Source organism: Ruminococcus sp. 1001136sp1_2201st1_G3_2201SCRN_220225, assembly GCF_040924365.1.
In the GTDB taxonomy this organism is placed as follows: domain Bacteria; phylum Bacillota; class Clostridia; order Lachnospirales; family Lachnospiraceae; genus Blautia_A; species Blautia_A faecis.
Map to the genome: position 1 here is coordinate 11,173 of NZ_JBCOME010000030.1, position 17,446 is coordinate 28,618.

At 43.8% G+C, this 17,446-nt stretch carries 13 protein-coding genes and 1 pseudogene; 2 read left to right on the forward strand and 12 right to left on the reverse strand.

Features of this window, described 5'->3' with window-relative positions; all coding sequences use genetic code 11:
- Both AB5642_RS10915 and AB5642_RS10920 read right to left on the reverse strand, forming a co-directional pair.
- The coding region (locus AB5642_RS10915) for a CDP-glycerol glycerophosphotransferase family protein (RefSeq protein WP_368371606.1) at positions 1-1,242 on the reverse strand (1,242 nt) is incomplete at its 3' end.
- Between the two features lie 76 nt (positions 1,243-1,318).
- A complete protein-coding gene (locus AB5642_RS10920) occupies positions 1,319-2,311 on the reverse strand; it encodes a Stealth CR1 domain-containing protein (RefSeq protein ID WP_173719425.1) in 993 nt (330 codons plus the stop codon).
- Between the two features lie 36 nt (positions 2,312-2,347).
- On the opposite strand from AB5642_RS10920, the pseudogene AB5642_RS10925 reads away from it, so the two are divergent.
- Positions 2,348-2,404 (forward strand): annotated as a pseudogene (locus AB5642_RS10925) (DUF6783 domain-containing protein); the annotation flags it as partial.
- A gap of 6 nt (positions 2,405-2,410) precedes the next feature.
- Here the strand turns inward: AB5642_RS10925 and AB5642_RS10930 are convergent.
- The 7 genes from AB5642_RS10930 to feoB form a co-directional block, all read right to left on the reverse strand.
- Positions 2,411-3,511 carry a glycosyltransferase family 1 protein gene (locus AB5642_RS10930; RefSeq protein ID WP_173719426.1) on the reverse strand — a complete coding sequence of 367 codons (1,101 nt, stop codon included), beginning with the start codon at positions 3,509-3,511 and terminating at the stop codon, positions 2,411-2,413.
- 70 nt (positions 3,512-3,581) lie between these two features.
- Positions 3,582-4,322 carry an ABC transporter ATP-binding protein gene (locus AB5642_RS10935; RefSeq protein WP_368371607.1) on the reverse strand — a complete coding sequence of 247 codons (741 nt, stop codon included), beginning with the start codon at positions 4,320-4,322 and terminating at the stop codon, positions 3,582-3,584.
- Between the two features lie 87 nt (positions 4,323-4,409).
- Entirely contained in the window at positions 4,410-5,186 is a 777-nt protein-coding gene (locus tag AB5642_RS10940) for an ABC transporter permease (RefSeq protein ID WP_118579579.1), read from the reverse strand.
- Positions 5,187-5,369: 183 nt separating this feature from the next.
- Positions 5,370-6,944: a nickel pincer cofactor biosynthesis protein LarC gene (larC, locus tag AB5642_RS10945; protein WP_368371608.1), complete on the reverse strand. Its 1,575-nt coding sequence runs from the start codon at positions 6,942-6,944 to the stop codon at positions 5,370-5,372.
- A 48-nt stretch (positions 6,945-6,992) separates the two neighbouring features.
- On the reverse strand, positions 6,993-7,739 hold the full coding sequence (larB, locus tag AB5642_RS10950; RefSeq protein ID WP_195380250.1) for a nickel pincer cofactor biosynthesis protein LarB: 747 nt from the start codon (positions 7,737-7,739) through the stop codon (positions 6,993-6,995).
- A 281-nt stretch (positions 7,740-8,020) separates the two neighbouring features.
- On the reverse strand, positions 8,021-10,108 hold the full coding sequence (locus AB5642_RS10955) for an RND family transporter (protein WP_368371609.1): 2,088 nt from the start codon (positions 10,106-10,108) through the stop codon (positions 8,021-8,023).
- Between the two features lie 102 nt (positions 10,109-10,210).
- Positions 10,211-12,556 carry a ferrous iron transport protein B gene (gene feoB, locus AB5642_RS10960; RefSeq protein ID WP_368371610.1) on the reverse strand — a complete coding sequence of 782 codons (2,346 nt, stop codon included), beginning with the start codon at positions 12,554-12,556 and terminating at the stop codon, positions 10,211-10,213.
- Positions 12,557-13,101: 545 nt separating this feature from the next.
- Between feoB and AB5642_RS10965 the strand changes: the two genes are divergently transcribed.
- Positions 13,102-13,686: a manganese efflux pump MntP family protein gene (locus AB5642_RS10965; RefSeq protein WP_368371611.1), complete on the forward strand. Its 585-nt coding sequence runs from the start codon at positions 13,102-13,104 to the stop codon at positions 13,684-13,686.
- 146 nt (positions 13,687-13,832) lie between these two features.
- On the opposite strand, the gene AB5642_RS10970 is transcribed toward AB5642_RS10965, so the two are convergent.
- The 3 genes from AB5642_RS10970 to AB5642_RS10980 form a co-directional block, all read right to left on the reverse strand.
- The gene (locus tag AB5642_RS10970) at positions 13,833-14,837 is read right to left on the reverse strand and encodes a calcium/sodium antiporter (protein WP_148461874.1); all 1,005 of its coding nucleotides are present in this window, start codon (positions 14,835-14,837) and stop codon (positions 13,833-13,835) included.
- A gap of 324 nt (positions 14,838-15,161) precedes the next feature.
- On the reverse strand, positions 15,162-15,533 hold the full coding sequence (locus AB5642_RS10975) for a helix-turn-helix transcriptional regulator (protein WP_148461875.1): 372 nt from the start codon (positions 15,531-15,533) through the stop codon (positions 15,162-15,164).
- A 22-nt stretch (positions 15,534-15,555) separates the two neighbouring features.
- Positions 15,556-17,424 carry a heavy metal translocating P-type ATPase gene (locus AB5642_RS10980; protein WP_368371612.1) on the reverse strand — a complete coding sequence of 623 codons (1,869 nt, stop codon included), beginning with the start codon at positions 17,422-17,424 and terminating at the stop codon, positions 15,556-15,558.
- Between the last annotated feature and the right edge of the window lie 22 nt (positions 17,425-17,446).

Below are 17,446 nucleotides of genomic sequence, written 5' to 3' on the forward strand. Positions count from 1 at the left end.
GCAGTAACCTGACTTCTTTGGCATAGTGTGCATTGCAGGCAATAATCTTCTTCTCTCTTCTTTAAAAGGATCCTCTCCCACTGCAATATGGGAAAAATAGTCCTTCAGATCCTCTAAATCAAAAATCTTCTCACCTGGCATATATGCTTCCGGATTTTCAAATACAAATCCTCTTGTATTTCGATAGCTTTCCAGGTCTGTGAGCACATATCCCAGAGGCCGGTCAAGAAGCATATAGTCTACTGCAATGGAGGAATAATCCGAAATCAGTCCATCCATAAGTCCCACCAGCTCATACAGCTGAATGCCCGATTTCTGAAGCATTTCTTCTGTCACATAACGGATATTGGTATACGCACCTTCATCCAGGGACCAGCCAGACTGAAGAGGATGTTTTTTGATGATCAGAAATATTTTGCATTCCCTTAAATGAACATCCAAGGCTTTCAGCTCTGCCTCGCTCTCCAATGCTGGAAGCTGAAAGGGAAGTTCAATTTCATTCTCTGCGCTGATCAGCACCTCACTTTTTCGGAAAGTAGGCATCCAGATCACGGTTTTCATATCCTTATGGGAAAAAAGCTTCTCCAGCGCCTCTCCACGGCTGACAGACGGATGGAGCATCCAGTCATATCTTGGGTAGCCAAGGGCAAGAATCTTCTCTTTCTCACAGTTCCAGTAACGGGATTTTGTTTCCACAAACACAGGTCCCGGCACCATGGCATGGTCAAAATGCATCATGCTTTTTCCTGCAGGCGGCTTGTTGTCTTTGGCTGCATCCTTATAGCCGCAGCCATGCCACATATTCACTGTGGTCTGTCCTTTACAATGGTAAAAATTCAGGTAAGCTGTATTGTTTGTATAGAAAAAAAATCCTGCAACAGCGCCATAATAATAAGCAAGGGGGCTGGACCAGCCATATTTATTCTCTGCTGTTACAAATTTAACATTCTTGCATTTCAGTTTCTCACATTTTTTCTTATCGGAAACCATCCAGATAATCTGATAGTTCTCATTTATTTTATTCTGAATCAGATATTCATAAAAGGCCCTGGGATTGTCTGTCATGTCCTGCATGGTACGGTTTTTCAGCACAATGCAGTTCTGACGGAGCTTCCCGTGATTCCCGAACCATTTTCCCACCAGGGCAAGCTCCGCCTTTGAAAAAAAACGGCCCAGATAATAAAGAACACTTCCAGCCAGCCCCTCTTCTTTTATTTTTCTTTTAAGGGAATCCTTTGTCATCTCTTAGCCTCGTTTCTATAATTTGCCTGATAAAATTACGATACACCAGAGTGCTTTTGAAAAAAGCTATTTGCAATTACATCTCAAAAGACGATTTCTCTGGAAAAATCACTTCAAAGCTTCTCTGAATTTCTTTCTTCTGCTTCTCAAAATCACCCACATTCACATCATCATTAAGGCAGATCATCTTACACGCCTGTCTGCGAATGGTATCGTGAATCTGCTGATCATGTTTTCCTATGGTATAAAATCTTCCAAGCTTCGGTGACTGGGGCATGAATTTTCCCTCCATGTACTGCCAGTATTTCATCACGTACTGGTTCACATCGAATACTGTGCGGAAACGATTCTTACAAACCTCATCCAGAACAGCGCCCTCTTCGTCCCATACTTTCCAATAGGTTGCTTTCAAAAAAGGACTTGGAAGATGTGAATATTTAAAACTGGAAAATTCACGATAAGGCAGCATCAGCACATTGCGAAAGAGCATTGCTCCATAAGCCGGACTGAACCATTTTTTTGCCTGCTTTTTGATCACTTCTTTTTTATTATAATGCATATTGACAAGAGCTGCATCATTCATAAGAATATTGGCAAAAGGATTGCGGATATTGTCCTGCACAAGGGCGGTCTCAATACAGCAGTCACAGGGAAGTCCGTTTTTGAAAAAATCTTCCGGTTTCACGGAATCAATTAGAAACATATCATCATTAAAAAAGACGAAATGCTCTGACAATCCTTTTATTCGGTGAAGATTCAGTTCTATGGAATTAATATTAAAGGTAGGAAGATAAGCAGGCACCATAAAATCCTCATGCTTTACAATCTGAATCTTCTCATGCGCTGTATTCAGCCACTTTGGAACATGTCCCCATGTGACAAAATATATTTTATTTACCCAGGGAGCAAATTTCTCCACACCGCGGAACCAGTACTGGAGATTATCCCAGTCGCGGTATCTGCTCTCCCCGGCGTCAGTTCCCCTGCCAGGCTGATATTCCCTGCGCTGTGCAAGCCAGTCAGGGTCACTGCCGTCCACCCAGGTGAGCACAAAATCTATTTTTTCCATTCCTATTCTCCTGCTCTTTAAATGGTTGCGGTCTAGAAATGTGACGCACATCTTGCAGAAAGCCTTTTTCAAACACGCTCTATAGCTTTCTCAGTCAGCTTATCTGCCATACAGAAGCATCAGCTTCTGCCCTTCCTTATGGATGTCAAATCCTGCTTCTGCCAGCCTTCTGGCCGCTTCTTCTCTTTCGATTCTCCCGGCTTCCTTCATCTTAAACACAGCTTTGGCCCATTTCTCCGGGCTTTCTGCCAGAGAAATCATTGTCACATTTTCCCGGGAGAGTACTGCTTCTCCTGTGATCTGGTCTGAAATCACACAGGGCAGGCCATTGGCCTGAGCTTCCAGAAGAGTAAAGGGAAGTCCCTCAAATAAAGAAGGAAACAGGAAAACATCCATGGCGCTTAAGTACCGCTCCACGTCCTGACATACTCCCGTAAATATGATTTTATCCAGGACACCCGCCTTCTTAGCCTGCTCCTGGATCTGTTCCTTTAATTCGCCGTCACCTATAAGGCAAAGCCTTGCAGCTGGCTCTTTTCGTTGGATTTCATGGAAAATACGGAGAATGGCCTCATGATTCTTCTGAACCTGAAACCTGCCTACATGCCCTACTACCAGGGCATCCCCGGAAATCCCCAGCTTCTCTCTGATTTTCCGCCTGTTTGACTCTGAAAAGCCATATTTATCTGTCTCAATTGCGTTTGCAACCAAAGTTACTTCTCCCCGTTCAAAAGCCTTATCTCCGAACAGCCATCTGCCTGCTTTTTCGGAACAGGCAAACTTCTCATTCACATAATGCTTTATTCTGGGACGATTCATGCCATCCATCAGCTTACGCACAATTCCCGGTGCTGAAGCGTTATGGGAATGTGCGATCACCTTTCTCACTCCAGCCTGCTTCGCCAGGCGAAGTGGTACGATATTGGCTGCTGAAAGCATATTCACATGCACGACATCGTACTTTTCCTGGGAAAGGAGCTTCCGAAAGGCCTTTATATAGCCAAAGTAATCTTTTTTTATATTGGGAACATAAAAAACCCGTCCACCAAGCTCCTGGATTTCTTTCTCATAAGCAATCGTTCCATACATGGATACAAAATCAAAGGATACTCCCTGTCTGGCCAGTTCCCTGAAATAATTCATTACAAATGCTTCCATACCGCCAGGATTATTTCCCAGCCCTACCTGCAGGATTTTCATTTTTCACCTTCTAAACGCTTTATCAGCTTGTCATATCTGGAAACTTCCCGGGTTAATTCCTTTTTCATAATCAGCCACCTATCATTTTACTGTATTGCTCAGAGATCGGATCAATGTCGCCGTATGCGATCAGCTTGCCTTTTTCCAGAATCATGGCCTTATTGCAAAGGCGCTGTACCTGTTCCAGAGAATGGGATACAAAAAGGACGGTAACACCTGAGTCAAACATACTCATGATCTTCTTTTCACTTTTTTTACGGAACTTGGCGTCACCTACGGAAAGGACCTCGTCCAGGATCAGGATCTTCGGTTCTACTACTGTGGCAATGGAAAAGCCAAGTCTGGATTTCATACCGGAGGAATAATTTTTCACCGGAACATCCATGAATTTCTGAAGTTCAGAGAATTCTACAATCTCATCATATTTGCTGTCAATAAATTTCTTGGTATATCCAAGCATGGCACCATACAGGTAAATATTCTCTTTTCCTGTATACTGCGGGTCAAAACCAGCGCCAAGTTCCAGAAGGGGAACCATTTTCCCATGTTTGTCCACATGACCCTCTGTAGGCTTGAATACACCGGAAATCACCTTAAGAAGAGTACTTTTTCCAGCTCCGTTAAGACCAAGGATACCTACACGTTCTCCCTTTTCCACGCTGAAGCTTACATTCTTCAAAGCCCAGAATTCATTGTACTGGATTTCTCTCTTAATGGTTTTAAATATATAATCTTTTAAGCTGTCAACCTTCTCACGGCTCAGGTTGAACTTCATGCTTACGTTATCGACTTCAATGGCTGTCTTGCTCATATTTTCTCCTTAACATGTTCCTGTAAATGGTAGTTTAGAGCGTGTTTGAAAAATACTTTCTGCAGGGAATGATTTTTCAAACAGGTTCTAGATGTACAGAATAAAATTATCCTGTTTTTTCTTGAAGCATACAAGTCCGATGATGGTGATCACTACGCTGAATGCAGCTGCATAAATTACATATGGCGCATACATAGGCTCTCCGAAGATTGCAGATCGGAAAATCTGAATGGTACAGTACAGAGGATTGAACTTCAGGATCCATGCCCAGCCACTCTTCAGCAGCTTGCTTGGATAATAGAAGATGGCACATGTATACATGATCAGCATCAGGGCAACAGACCAGAGGTACTCAATATCTCTGAAAAATACACCGATAGTTGCAAGGAACATTCCACTTCCGTAGGAAAGGATCAGAATGATGATCAAGGCAACCGGTGCCTGAAGCAGATAAATAGTCGGTTTCACACCCAGGATCACGCCTACAATGGCAAGCACAACCAGGGAGATCAGAAAAATAATATAATTATAAATTACAGTTGAAAGTGGATACAGATATTTCGGTACATACACTTTCTTGATCATTGCTGCATTGGATCGGATGGATTTCAGCGCAGCTTTGGTTGCAGAGGAATAAAAGCTGTACAGAAGACGTCCGGAAAGAATGTATACAGGGAATGTTTTGTCCGTGTTTCCATACAGGGTTCCGAAGACAATTGTCAGTACCACCATGGAAAGCAGTGGTTCTAGCATGGACCACAAAATACCAAGGTAGGAACGACGATATTTCAGCTTGATTCCTTTTTTGACCAGCTCACTTAACAGGAACTGATACTGTCTGAGATTATCTAAATATTTCTTCATATTCACTCCATTATATTTTGAAAAATTTGGCTTTCTGTTTTATCCAAAGCATTCGTATATAAACTTCTTTTTGGAAAAAAGCCAAACTGTATTGTAACATACTCTTTCCCAGGTTGCAATATTGCGATTTAACCTGGAAGCGATCAATCAGTTACTGTGTTACTCCGTGACCAATAACATCAATCATTCCAGATTCTTACTTGCATCTACTGCCATCTGGTAGGCTTCTGCATAAGAAATTCCAGTCTTTCTGCAGATTTCCGCCAGGCTTTCATACTCCGGATAGCATTTCTCTGCTCCTTCTGAACCGCAGATTTTCACTTCCACCTCACCGAAGGGAATCATTACTTTCCGCTTTCTCCGGGGCAAAATCGTGCGCTCCATCCTGACCCTGCGGATACCAATACTGGTAGTTTCTGCAAAAATCAAAGCTTCCATTCCCGGGACATCTTCTTCCTTACAGATTACGGTAAGAAGCCATGCAGGACGGTTTTTCTTCATATATACAGGAGTATAATGCACATCCCTTGCACCGGCCTCAAAAAGCTTCTCCATGACAAAGCCTAGTACTTCACCGCTGCAGTCATCGATGTTTGTTTCCAGCTTGTAGATGTAATCTGCACAATCCGCGCTTTCCGTAACACCGGTCTGAATTTTGGCAGCAGCTTCCCGATTGAAAATTTCAGCAGTTTCATTTGCCGCACTTTCATTTCCTGCCGGAATTCCCACCGCTTTTTCCGGTTTATGGGATTCTTCCGGGTGAATCAGCATTGCACGCAGGATTCCCGGACACTCATAAGTCCTCTTGCCGGCTCCGATACCTGTTTTCTCAATTGCAAAGGTCTCTGGTAATTTGCAGGAAGTACGGACTGCTGCCACAATTGCCGCACCTGTAGGAGTTACCAGTTCACCCTGTACCGGAGTGATCCGCAGATCCAGGTCACACTGCTGTACAATATGGGTTACCGCTGGAACCGGAACTGGTAAAATGCCATGCTGGCAGCGGACCGTACCCATTCCTTCACATAATACAGGTACAATGACCTCTGTAATTCCAAGATTGTCCAGGCAGACTGCCACGGACAAAATATCTACAATGGAATCCACAGCTCCAACTTCGTGGAAATGCACCTCTTCCACCGGAACATTGTGGGCTTTTGCTTCTGCCTTTGCCAGAATCTGAAAAATTTTAAGAGCAATACCTCTGGCGCCGTCAGTCATCTTTGTGTCAGCAAGTATCTGACAGATTTCGTTCATACTGCGATGTTTGTGATGACGATGGTGCTCGTGAGTATGTGCTGCTATCTCATCTCCATGATCATGTCCATGTGCTGCCACATTCTTTGCAGTTGCCTCATGGCTATGCTCATACTGGTGATTATGTTCTTCTGCCATATGCGTATGACTGTGATTATGTTCTTCTGCCCCATGCGTATGACTGTGATTATGTTCTTCTGCCCCATGCGTATGACTGTGATTATGTTCTTCTGCCCCATGCGTATGACTATGATCATGTCCATGCAGATACTCCATATCATGGTCATGTCCGTCTATCTCTGCATCCAGGATTACATCGAAATCACAGGCATCAATCCCGGATTTCGTCACCCTGCTTACTTTTATCTCAAATCCCTGCACCGGAATACTTTCAAGTACATCCTCCAGCACCTTCTGATCTGCTCCCAGATCCAGCAGTGCTGCCACTGTCATATCACCACTGATTCCGGAATAACACTCCAGATATAATGATTTTCCCATAATTCTCCTCGTTACAAATTTATCAAATTGCTTTCCAATTTGTGTCTCTTACTTACCAAGCGCCAGCCGGTTCATCTGCGTTGCCAGATATCCGGCTCCATATCCATTGTCAATATTCACTGTGGCAATTCCATTGGCACAGGAATTGATCATGGTCAGAAGTGCTGATAATCCATGGAAATTCGCTCCATATCCCACAGACGTAGGCACCGCGATCACCGGTCGGCTTACAAGACCGCCCATAACACTGGCAAGAGCACCCTCCATGCCAGCCACAGCCACAACACAATTCGCGTCCTGAATGATCTCCAGCCTGGAAAACAGCCTGTGCATTCCACTTACACCAACATCGTAAATTCGTTCCACGTAGGTTCCAAAATATTCTGCAGTCTGTGCTGCTTCCTCGGCCACCGGAATATCTGCAGTGCCTGCGGTACAGACAGCCACCTTTCCCTCATGAACCTTATCTGGCTTCTCTATTTTCAGGATTCTGGAAACAGGGTCATACTGAACTTCTGGAAACTTCTCCTTCACCAGCTCATACTGTGCCTGGGAAGCCCTTGTTCCAAGTACTTCTCCCTCTTCCATATATAAACGTTCAAATATTTTCAGCAAATGGGCATCTGCCTTATTGCAGCAGTAAATCACCTCTGCGAAACCAGTACGGGCTTTTCTCCCCGTATCCAGCTTGGCATAATCCATTTCCTTGTAACCATCCTGTCGAATCAGCTTCCCTGCTGCTTCCGGAGAAAGTCCTCCCATTTGCACCTGGGCAAGGATTTCTTCTAGTGTCATGTACAAATCACTCCATTTCCTAAAACGTATTTGAAAAAGGCATTCTGCAAAATGTGCGTCACAATTTGCGGGAATCTATTTTCAAACAGGCTCTAAAATGCAACACAATTATAACGTTTTCTTCTCCTTTATTCAACAAAAAAATCCTGCCTCATTTTGCTGAAGCAGGATTTCTATGCATCGCGACGCGTGTTACTGGTCACGGAGCGAACCGTAACGGATTTCTTCCAAAGCCGGCTGTTCTGCGCGAAAGCAACGCTCCCAGACCGTCTGATTATGTTTTATTTCGCTTTGGCTGCCTTTTTATCTCCAAGGAAACCAATCGATGTAACACAGATCAGTTTATCGAAGATCATAAACATAGCTGGTAAGATAAACAGTACAACTACCATACTGATGATTGCACCACGGGCAAGCAGTGTACAGATAGAACCGATCATCTCAACCTGTGAATAGCAGGAAACACCGAAGGTTGCTGCGAAGAAGCTGAGACCACTGCTGATAATGGACGGCATGCTGGTCTTATGGGCAATGCTGATGGCTTCCATCTTATTCTTACCGTGCTGTCTCTCTCTCTGATAACGGGTAGTCATCAGGATCGCATAGTCAACGGTTGCACCCAGCTGGATGGCACCAATAACAATACTTGCAACGAACGGAAGGCTGATTCCCTGATAGTACGGAATGGCCATATTGACAAAAATCGCAAACTCAATAACCGCAACCAGAATGATCGGAAGGGAAATTGATTTAAAGATAATCATAATGATCAGGAAAATGGCGCCGATGGAAATTACATTTACACGAACCAGATCGGCATCTGTGGTATCCTGAAGATCCTTCATAAGCGGTGCCTCACCGATTACCATCGCCGTAGGATCATATTTCTTTACGATCTCATTGATGGATGCAAGCTGGGCATTTACCTCATCTGTAGCAGAACCATATTCAGAGCATACAAATGCAAGCTCATACTGATCTCCTTTGAAAATCTTCTTGAGATCACCCGGAACCATAGACTCCGGAACGGTAGGTCCGACCAGGGAATTCATACCCAGACTCCACTTCACACCATCAACCTTATCGATATCATTTAACATCTGCTGTTTCTGCTTGGAGTCCATATTCTTATCCATCATGATCATATGGATATTGCCTACTGCGAAAGTTTTCTCCAGCTCATCATTGGCAATGTTGCAATCCAAAGTGGATGGAAGAGATTCTGCAATATTATAGTAAATCTTTGTATGATTGTTTCCATAAATAGCCGGAAGCAGAAGCACCAGAAAAATCACAGTCCAAAGCTTATAATGCTTCGTAATAAATGCAGACGGTTTATCCATTCTGGCAAAAAGCAGCTTATGCTGTGTCTTCTCAATGGGCTTGTCAAAAAACAAAACCAGTGCCGGAAGAATGGTTACACAGCAGATAACACCAATAATAACGCCCTTTGCCATAACAATACCAAGGTCACGTCCAAGAGCAAAGGTCATAACACAAAGTGCAACGAAGCCGGCTACTGTGGTAACAGAGCTTCCAGCTACAGACTTAAAAGTATTGGCAATGGCATGCCCCATGGCACGGTCCTTTTCTCCAGGAAACCGCTTCTTATTTTCCTCGTAGCTGTTCAGAAGGAAAATGGAATAATCCATGGTAACACCAAGCTGAAGCACTGCGGTAAGTGCCTGTGTAATATAAGAGGTCTCGCCCAGAATAATATTGCTTCCCAGGTTGTAAAGGATAGCAAGTCCGATACTGAGCAGGAACAAAAACGGAACAACAAAGGATCCGCTTGTCAGCTCCAGAACGATCAGACTGAGTACTGCTGCGATCACAACGTAAATCGGCAGCTCCTGCATGGCAATGTTCTTAATATCTGTAACAACTCCTGTCATGCCACTGAGGAAGCACTGCTCGTTAGCAATCTTACGTAGTTCTGTGATAGCTTCCATGGAAGTATCTGAAGATGTGGTATTATCAAACAGAACCAGCATCATGGTTGCATCGCCATTTATAAATACCTTTCTGTACTTCTCAGGAATCATCTCTACCGGAAGAGTGATATCCGCCACATCATCATACCAGAGAACATCCTTTACATGCTCTACTTCACTGAATTTCTCTTCCAGCTTCTGGACATCCTTCATATCCATATTCTCCACAATTACCATGGAAAAGGCGCCCATACCAAACTCATCCACCAGAATATCCTGACCTTTTACCGTCTCAAGGGTATCCGGCAGGTAACTTAACAGATCATAATTTACTCTCGTCTCTGCGATTCCGATCACAGACGGGATTACCAGCAAAAGTCCGATCAAAAGCACCAGGACCTTATGCTTGGCTATCCATTTTCCTACTTTGACCATTGATGTCATCTCCTTAAATTCATTTCTTTCGTACTATAGTATAATCCAAAATGACCAATAGTCAATATTATTTTTAACAAAAATGAAAAATAGTCATTTTTCTCAAAATCCGATCAAAAAGCCAACAATTTTTACCAAAAATGCCGCAATCCAGGCGAGCACACATTGCCCGATCACCACTCCTGCTGCCCATTTTCCGCCAAGCTCACGTTTCACAGAAGCGATTGCGGCTACACAAGGCGTATATAAAAGACAGAAGGTAAGAAGGCACACTGCTGCCAGCGGAGAAAGCACATCTACCAGTGCCGCTGTGCTTCCAAATAATATGGACAATGTGGAAACCACGCTCTCCTTTGCCATAAAGCCTGTTACAAGGGCTGTGGAAAATCTCCAGTCCCCAAAGCCAAGAGGCTTGAATACCGGTGCAATAAATCCGGCAAGTACTGCAAGAATACTGTCTTTGGAATCTGTCACAATATTCAGATGCAGATCAAAGGTCTGTAAAAACCAGATCACAATGGTTGCCACAAAAATAACAGTAAAGGCTCTCTGAAGAAAATCCTTTGCTTTTTCCCAAAGAAGCTGGCCAACGTTTTTTGCACCTGGAAGACGATAATTAGGAAGCTCCATTACAAAGGGAACTGCTTCTCCCTTAAACATGGTTTTTCCAAAAATCAGTGCCATCAGGATTCCCATAATAATTCCGCCGAAATAAAGTGCTATCATTACCAGTGCACCGTATTTCGGGAAAAAGGCAGCTGTAAAGAAAGCATAAATAGGAAGCTTTGCCGAACAGCTCATAAAAGGAGTAAGGAGGATCGTCATCTTACGGTCACGCTCTGAGGGCAGGGTTCTGCTTGCCATAACGCCAGGAACTGTGCATCCAAAGCCTACAAGCATTGGGACAATACTTCGTCCGGAAAGTCCAATCTTTCGAAGCAGCTTATCCATTACAAAAGCAACTCTGGCCATATATCCACTGTCTTCCAGAAGTGACAGGAAGAAAAACAGGGTGACGATAATCGGCAGAAAGCTGAGCACACTTCCAACTCCATTGAAAATACCGTCAATTACAAGAGAATGAAGCACATTATTTACGTTCCATGCAGTCATGGCCTGATCCACCACTGCAGTCAGCCAGGTAATTCCCATATCCAGAAGATCTGAAAGTCCCTTTCCGATCACACCAAAGGTCAGCCAGAAAACCAGAGCCATAATTCCTGCGAAGCATGGAATGGCTGTATATTTGCCTGTAAGTATTTTATCCATCTTCTGACTGCGCAGATGCTCCTTGCTTTCATGAGGCTTAATCACGGTCTCAGCGCAGACTTTTTCAATAAAGTCAAAGCGCATATGGGCAATCGCCGCGGACCGGTCAAGCCCACGCTCCGTCTCCATCTGCTTTACAATATGCTCCAGGGTTTCTTTTTCATTCTGATCCAGCCCAAGCTTTTCCAGGATCAGTTCATCCCCTTCCGCAAGCTTACTGGCTGCAAAACGTACCGGGATATCTGCCTGCTGAGCATGATCCTCAATGAGATGCATAATTCCATGAAGACATCTGTGAACAGCACCGCCATCATCGTTTGCATCGCAGAAATCCAGACGCTTTGGTTTTTCCTGATATTTTGCCACATGGATCGCATGGGCTACCAGTTCATCGATTCCCTCATTTTTCGCTGCTGAAATAGGTACTACAGGAATTCCAAGCGCCTCTTCCATCTGGTTCACACGTACAGAACCGCCATTCTGCCTTACCTCGTCCATCATATTCAATGCCAGGACCATAGGAACATCCAGTTCCATCAGCTGCATGGTAAGATATAGATTTCTTTCAATATTGGTTGCATCCACAATATTGATAATTCCTTTTGGATGCTGTTCCAGAATAAAGCTTCTGGTTACGATTTCCTCGCTGGTATAGGGGGACATGGAATAAATTCCCGGCAGGTCTGTCACCAGAGTATTCTTTTTCCCACGGATAATACCATCCTTGCGGTCTACAGTAACTCCCGGAAAGTTGCCTACATGCTGACTGGAGCCGGTTAACTGATTAAACAGGGTTGTTTTACCGCAGTTCTGGTTTCCTGCCAGCGCAAAGGTAAGAAGCTCACTATCCGGAAGGGGATGTTCATCTGCTTTTTCATGATATTTACCGCCCTCGCCCAGACCTGGATGAGGAATCGCCCTGACACGGCTGCCTCGTTTCTGTTCTTTTTCATCCCTTACATTATCAATCTGAATCTGGGCAGCATCTGCAAGACGCAGGGTCAGCTCATAGCTATGTATCCTGACTTCAACAGGGTCACCCATAGGTGCATATTTTACCATGGTCACGTCCGCCATGGGAATGATTCCCATATCCAGGAAATGCTGCCGCAGGGCACCCTCTCCTCCTACTACTGTAACTGTGGCAGTTTTCCCGATGGGAAGGTCTTTTAATGTCATATGTACTTGTCCTCTTTTCCCATATGTAAGATTTTTGTTGCTGTTCAAAACTAAGCAGCAACCATTTTTGATAAAATTCGTCTGCTAATGATAAATTTTATCATTAATGTTACAGGAGTTAGTTTATTCTAATATCATCAGGATGTCAATATTATTGAGAAAAATTATTGACAATTTTATCATTATCTGATAAAGTTACGAAACAAGGTTTCCCTGTGAGGGAGTAGCAAGCGTGTCCACAGACGCGTGGCAAGTCAACATACCGACCGTATGAATCTGTTTGTATAGATTGCTGTTCACTGAATGAACAGCAGATTTCAGAGCAGTGTTTCGATCTGGCTTGCATTAAATTGCGAGACTCATGTATAACGTTATGCTATACATGGAGTCTGTCCTTTTATAAGAATGCAGATGACCCATATATAGCCTGTGGTTATATATCGGGTCTTTTTTCATGCTGTAAAAAGCTTCGCCGAGAGATCTGTTTCCACAGCAAATAAAAAAATGGAAACCAGTAATAAAATACATTACGGAGGAACGTAAAAATGAACTACAGTTTTGTGTTTTTTCTGAACAGCGCCCTGCTTGGAGTCGGACTTGCAATGGATGCTTTTTCTGTGTCCCTGGCAAACGGCCTTCACGAGCCTAGGATGCGCATGAAAAAAATGTGCGGCATTGCAGGCACATTCGGTGCTTTCCAGGCCATCATGCCAATGACCGGATGGTTATGTGTCCACACCATTGTAGGATACTTCAGGACATTTGAGAAATTTATTCCATGGATTGCGCTGATCCTTCTTTGCTATATCGGAGGCTCCATGCTGATCAATGGTATCCGGGGAACCGATGAGGGTGATGAAATTCCGGGAGTTGGTCCCAAAGCCCTTTTCATTCAGGGCATTGCAACCTCCATTGACGCCCTGTCCGTAGGATTCACCATCTCAGAGTATGACTGGCTGATGGCTCTTGTCTGTTCCCTGATCATTGCCATAGTCACATTCTTTATCTGCATGACCGGACTTTCCCTTGGAAAACGCTTCGGAACCAGGCTTTCCAACAAGGCGGATATTCTCGGCGGCGTCATTCTTATCGCAATTGGTCTGGAAATTTTTATCAGCAATATGTTTTAATTTTTTCAGCATATTTACCGCTATTCAGCTGGTACTGTTCCGCCAGGCGTTTTTCTATGCAAGCGTTGATTTTCACCTGTTTTCCAATCAAAAAAAAGCTTTCATCTCTCCCTTTGCGGGATGGATGAAAGCTTTTTCTACTTTTATTAACGGGCAATAATATATGCGCAATAAACCAGATATACCACTACCATTATAATACCCTCTTTGCGCTCAATTTTTTTCCTGGTTCCTGCAAAGATCCAGACCATAACCGAAAATACCATAAGAAGCACTATATCGATTATGTTTTCCCGGATCAAAGCTACCGGACTGATAGCAGATGAGATTCCAAGAACCATCAGAATATTGAAAATATTAGATCCAACTGCATTTCCAACTGCCATATCAACTTCATTTTTTCTTGCTGCAACTACAGAGGTTACAAGCTCCGGAAGTGAAGTTCCGATAGACACAATGGTAAGCCCGACCAGAGTCTGGCTCATTCCAAGCTCTATTGCAATCCTGCTGGCTGTATCAACGGTAAGGTCACCGCCAAAAGCAATTGCAGCTGCACCCACGATCAGAAAGAGAATACTTTTGCCGTATGACAGCTCTTTCATATTGTCACATTCTTCAACACCTTCTATTTCAACCTTCTGTCCTGCTGCACGCGCTTTCATTGCGCTTCGTACCATTGTGAAAATGTATCCGGCAAACACGATCAGGAAAATAACTCCATCTGCATGACCCAGCGTCATTCCCGTCTTATCTCCCAGTCCTGAAATTCCCAGTACAAGCAGAAATAGTGCACATCCTAAAGACAAGGGAATATCTCTTACCACAGTTGCTTTCTGGACCATAATTGGAGTCAGAATTGAACAGACACCAATTACAAACATCAGATTAAAAATATTGGATCCTACTACATTGCTGACCGCAAGTTCATTATTCTGTACCAGAGAAGCAGTCACACTCACGGCTGTTTCTGGCAGTGAAGTTCCCATAGCCACAATCGTAAGACCAATGATGATGGGCGGAACCTTTAACTTCTTCGCAATGCTGGAACTTCCCTCCACAAAAAAGTCAGCCCCTTTTACCAGAAAGGCAAATCCCACTGCCAGCAGCAGGATAACAGCTGCAATTGGCAATCCATTAATAATATTTTGCATAATATTCTCCTTTTGTTATCAGCATATTTTTACCTTTACAAATTCTCCAGAGTGTGTTTGAAAAGGCTTTCTGCAAAATAAATGCTACAAAACAGCATTTACTTCATAAGCCTGCTTCTTTGGAATCACATCTGCCGCAAATGTAAAAAGACCCATGTATGCCATAACATGCATACATGAGTCTCATTCTTTAAGATTTGCCAGGCCAGAATCAGATCCGATCAAAGCCGCGACTGTTGACAAACCACGTTTTCACGCAAACTACTCCCTCACAGAATCCATATGTGTAGTTAATATACCAAATTGCCGTTAAGAAGTCAACCTCTAATCTTCCTCTATATGCTCTCTTCCCTGGTCAATGATTGTCCGAACATGCTCATCTGCCAGAGAATAGAATATAGATTTTCCATCCCTGCGGCTTTTTACCAGTTTATTCTGTTTCAGGATACGAAGCTGGTGGGAAATAGCTGACTGAGTCATGTTCAATGCCTTTGCAAGGTCACACACGCACACCTCTGCTTCAAAAAGTACAAACAGGATCCGGATCCTGGTAGAATCTCCAAACACCTTGAACAGCTCTGCCAGATCGTACAACTCGTTTTCCTCCGGGATGGTCTCGTTTACAATTTGCAGAAGATTTTCATGAACCTCACAGCAATCACAAATTTCCACTTCTTTATCTATGTCTTTTTTCATTCTGAATACCTCGATATCATCATCAAAGATTTTTCACAAACAAAGTACGGATTGCATTGAGCACTGCCAGTACCATAACTCCTACATCTGCAAAAATGGCTATCCACATGTTTGCAATGCCGAGGGCACCAAGTACCAGGCAGATCAGTTTCACGCCAATTGCAAAATAAATATTTTCATATACAATTCGCATACACTTCTTGGCAATGCGAATGGCTTTCCCAATCTTCAACGGGTCATCGTCCATCAGGACAACGTCAGCCGCCTCGATTGCAGCATCAGAACCAAGAGCACCCATTGCAATACCAATATCCGCTCTTGAAAGAACCGGTGCATCATTGATTCCATCTCCAACGAAGGCAAGCTTCTCTTTTTCAGACTTGTTTGAAAGAAGCTCTTCCACCTTGGAAACCTTATCCGCCGGAAGAAGCTCGCTGTGAACCTCTCCGATTCCAAGGTCAGCTGCTACAGACTCTGCCACTTTTTTTCCGTCACCGGTGAGCATAACCGTTCTTGTAATGCCTGTTTTTTTCAGGTTCTCAATTGCCTCTTTGGCATGAGGTTTGATAATGTCAGAAATCAGGATGTGACCTGCATATTTTCCATCCACAGCCATATGGACAACCGTCCCTACATGATGGCACTCTTTGTACGCAATACCCAGACGATTCATCAGCTTCGCGTTGCCGGCAGCTACAGACACGCCTTCCACCTTTGCAATAACACCGTTTCCACCGATTTCCTCAATGTCTGTGACACGGCTGCGGTCAATTGGCTTGCCATATGCTTTCTGAAGGCTCTTGCTGATGGGGTGTGAGGAAGAGCACTCTGCATATGCTGCATATTCCAGAAGCTTTGCATCCTCCATCTCATTATGGTGGATTCCGCTGACCTCGAATACGCCCTTTGTCATAGTACCTGTTTTATCAAAAACAACAATCTTCGTCTGGGAAAGTGTCTCCAGATAGTTGGAGCCTTTTACCAGAACGCCCTGATTGCTGGCACCACCGATTCCAGCAAAGAAACTGAGGGGAATACTGATCACCAGTGCACATGGACAGCTGATTACAAGGAACGTCAGGGCACGGTAGATCCAGTCTCCCCATTCCGGAGAAAGTTCCATAAACAGCATTCTGCAAAGAGGCGGAATGACTGCAAGTGCCAGAGCACTGTAGCAAACTGCCGGGGTATAATATTTCGCAAATTTTGAAATAAAGTTTTCAGATCTGGATTTCTTGGAGCTGGAGTTCTCAACAAGATCCAGGATCTTGGAAACCGTAGATTCACCGAATTCCTTTGTGGTGCGGATTTTCAATACACCTGTCATGTTAATGCAGCCGCTGATGACCTCATCCCCCACTTTTGCATCTCGCGGAAGGCTTTCTCCTGTCAATGCGCTTGTATTTAATGTGGAATTTCCGTCTTCAATCATTCCGTCAATTGGAATCTTCTCTCCCGGCTGAACCACAATGATAGTTCCAATCTCTACCTCGTCCGGATCTACCTTTTCCAGCTTGCCGTCCTGCTCGATATTTGCATAATCCGGACGGATATCCATCAGCTCGCTGATATTTCTTCTGCTCTTTCCAACGGCATAACTCTGGAAAAGTTCTCCGATCTGGTAAAACAGCATAACCGCAGTGCCTTCCTGATAATCGCCGAGAGCAATGGCACCAATTGTGGCAACTGCCATCAGAAAATTCTCATCAAATACCTGACGGTTCCTAATTCCCTTAAACGCTTTTTTCAGAATATCATAACCGATCACCAGATACGAGACCATGTAAAGTGCCATTCGAAGATAGCCATCTACCGGAAGAAAGCGCAGCAAAACCAAAAGGACAAAAGCAATAATAATTCTGGTCAATACTTTTTTCTGCTTCTTGTTCATATTCTTTCACATGCCTTGAGGG

What these genes read in the sequence shown, in the direction of transcription:
- AB5642_RS10980 (WP_368371612.1), bottom strand. Translation starts at nt 17,424, where the DNA reads ATGAACAAGAAGCAGAAAAAAGTATTGACCAGAATTATTATTGCTTTT.
- AB5642_RS10935 (WP_368371607.1), bottom strand. Translation starts at nt 4,322, where the DNA reads ATGAGCAAGACAGCCATTGAAGTCGATAACGTAAGCATGAAGTTCAAC.
- AB5642_RS10970 (WP_148461874.1), bottom strand. Translation starts at nt 14,837, where the DNA reads ATGCAAAATATTATTAATGGATTGCCAATTGCAGCTGTTATCCTGCTG.
- AB5642_RS10965 (WP_368371611.1), top strand. Translation starts at nt 13,102, where the DNA reads ATGAACTACAGTTTTGTGTTTTTTCTGAACAGCGCCCTGCTTGGAGTC.
- larB (WP_195380250.1), bottom strand. Translation starts at nt 7,739, where the DNA reads ATGACACTAGAAGAAATCCTTGCCCAGGTGCAAATGGGAGGACTTTCT.
- AB5642_RS10930 (WP_173719426.1), bottom strand. Translation starts at nt 3,511, where the DNA reads ATGAAAATCCTGCAGGTAGGGCTGGGAAATAATCCTGGCGGTATGGAA.
- AB5642_RS10940 (WP_118579579.1), bottom strand. Translation starts at nt 5,186, where the DNA reads ATGAAGAAATATTTAGATAATCTCAGACAGTATCAGTTCCTGTTAAGT.
- larC (WP_368371608.1), bottom strand. Translation starts at nt 6,944, where the DNA reads ATGGGAAAATCATTATATCTGGAGTGTTATTCCGGAATCAGTGGTGAT.
- AB5642_RS10975 (WP_148461875.1), bottom strand. Translation starts at nt 15,533, where the DNA reads ATGAAAAAAGACATAGATAAAGAAGTGGAAATTTGTGATTGCTGTGAG.
- AB5642_RS10955 (WP_368371609.1), bottom strand. Translation starts at nt 10,108, where the DNA reads ATGGTCAAAGTAGGAAAATGGATAGCCAAGCATAAGGTCCTGGTGCTT.
- feoB (WP_368371610.1), bottom strand. Translation starts at nt 12,556, where the DNA reads ATGACATTAAAAGACCTTCCCATCGGGAAAACTGCCACAGTTACAGTA.
- AB5642_RS10920 (WP_173719425.1), bottom strand. Translation starts at nt 2,311, where the DNA reads ATGGAAAAAATAGATTTTGTGCTCACCTGGGTGGACGGCAGTGACCCT.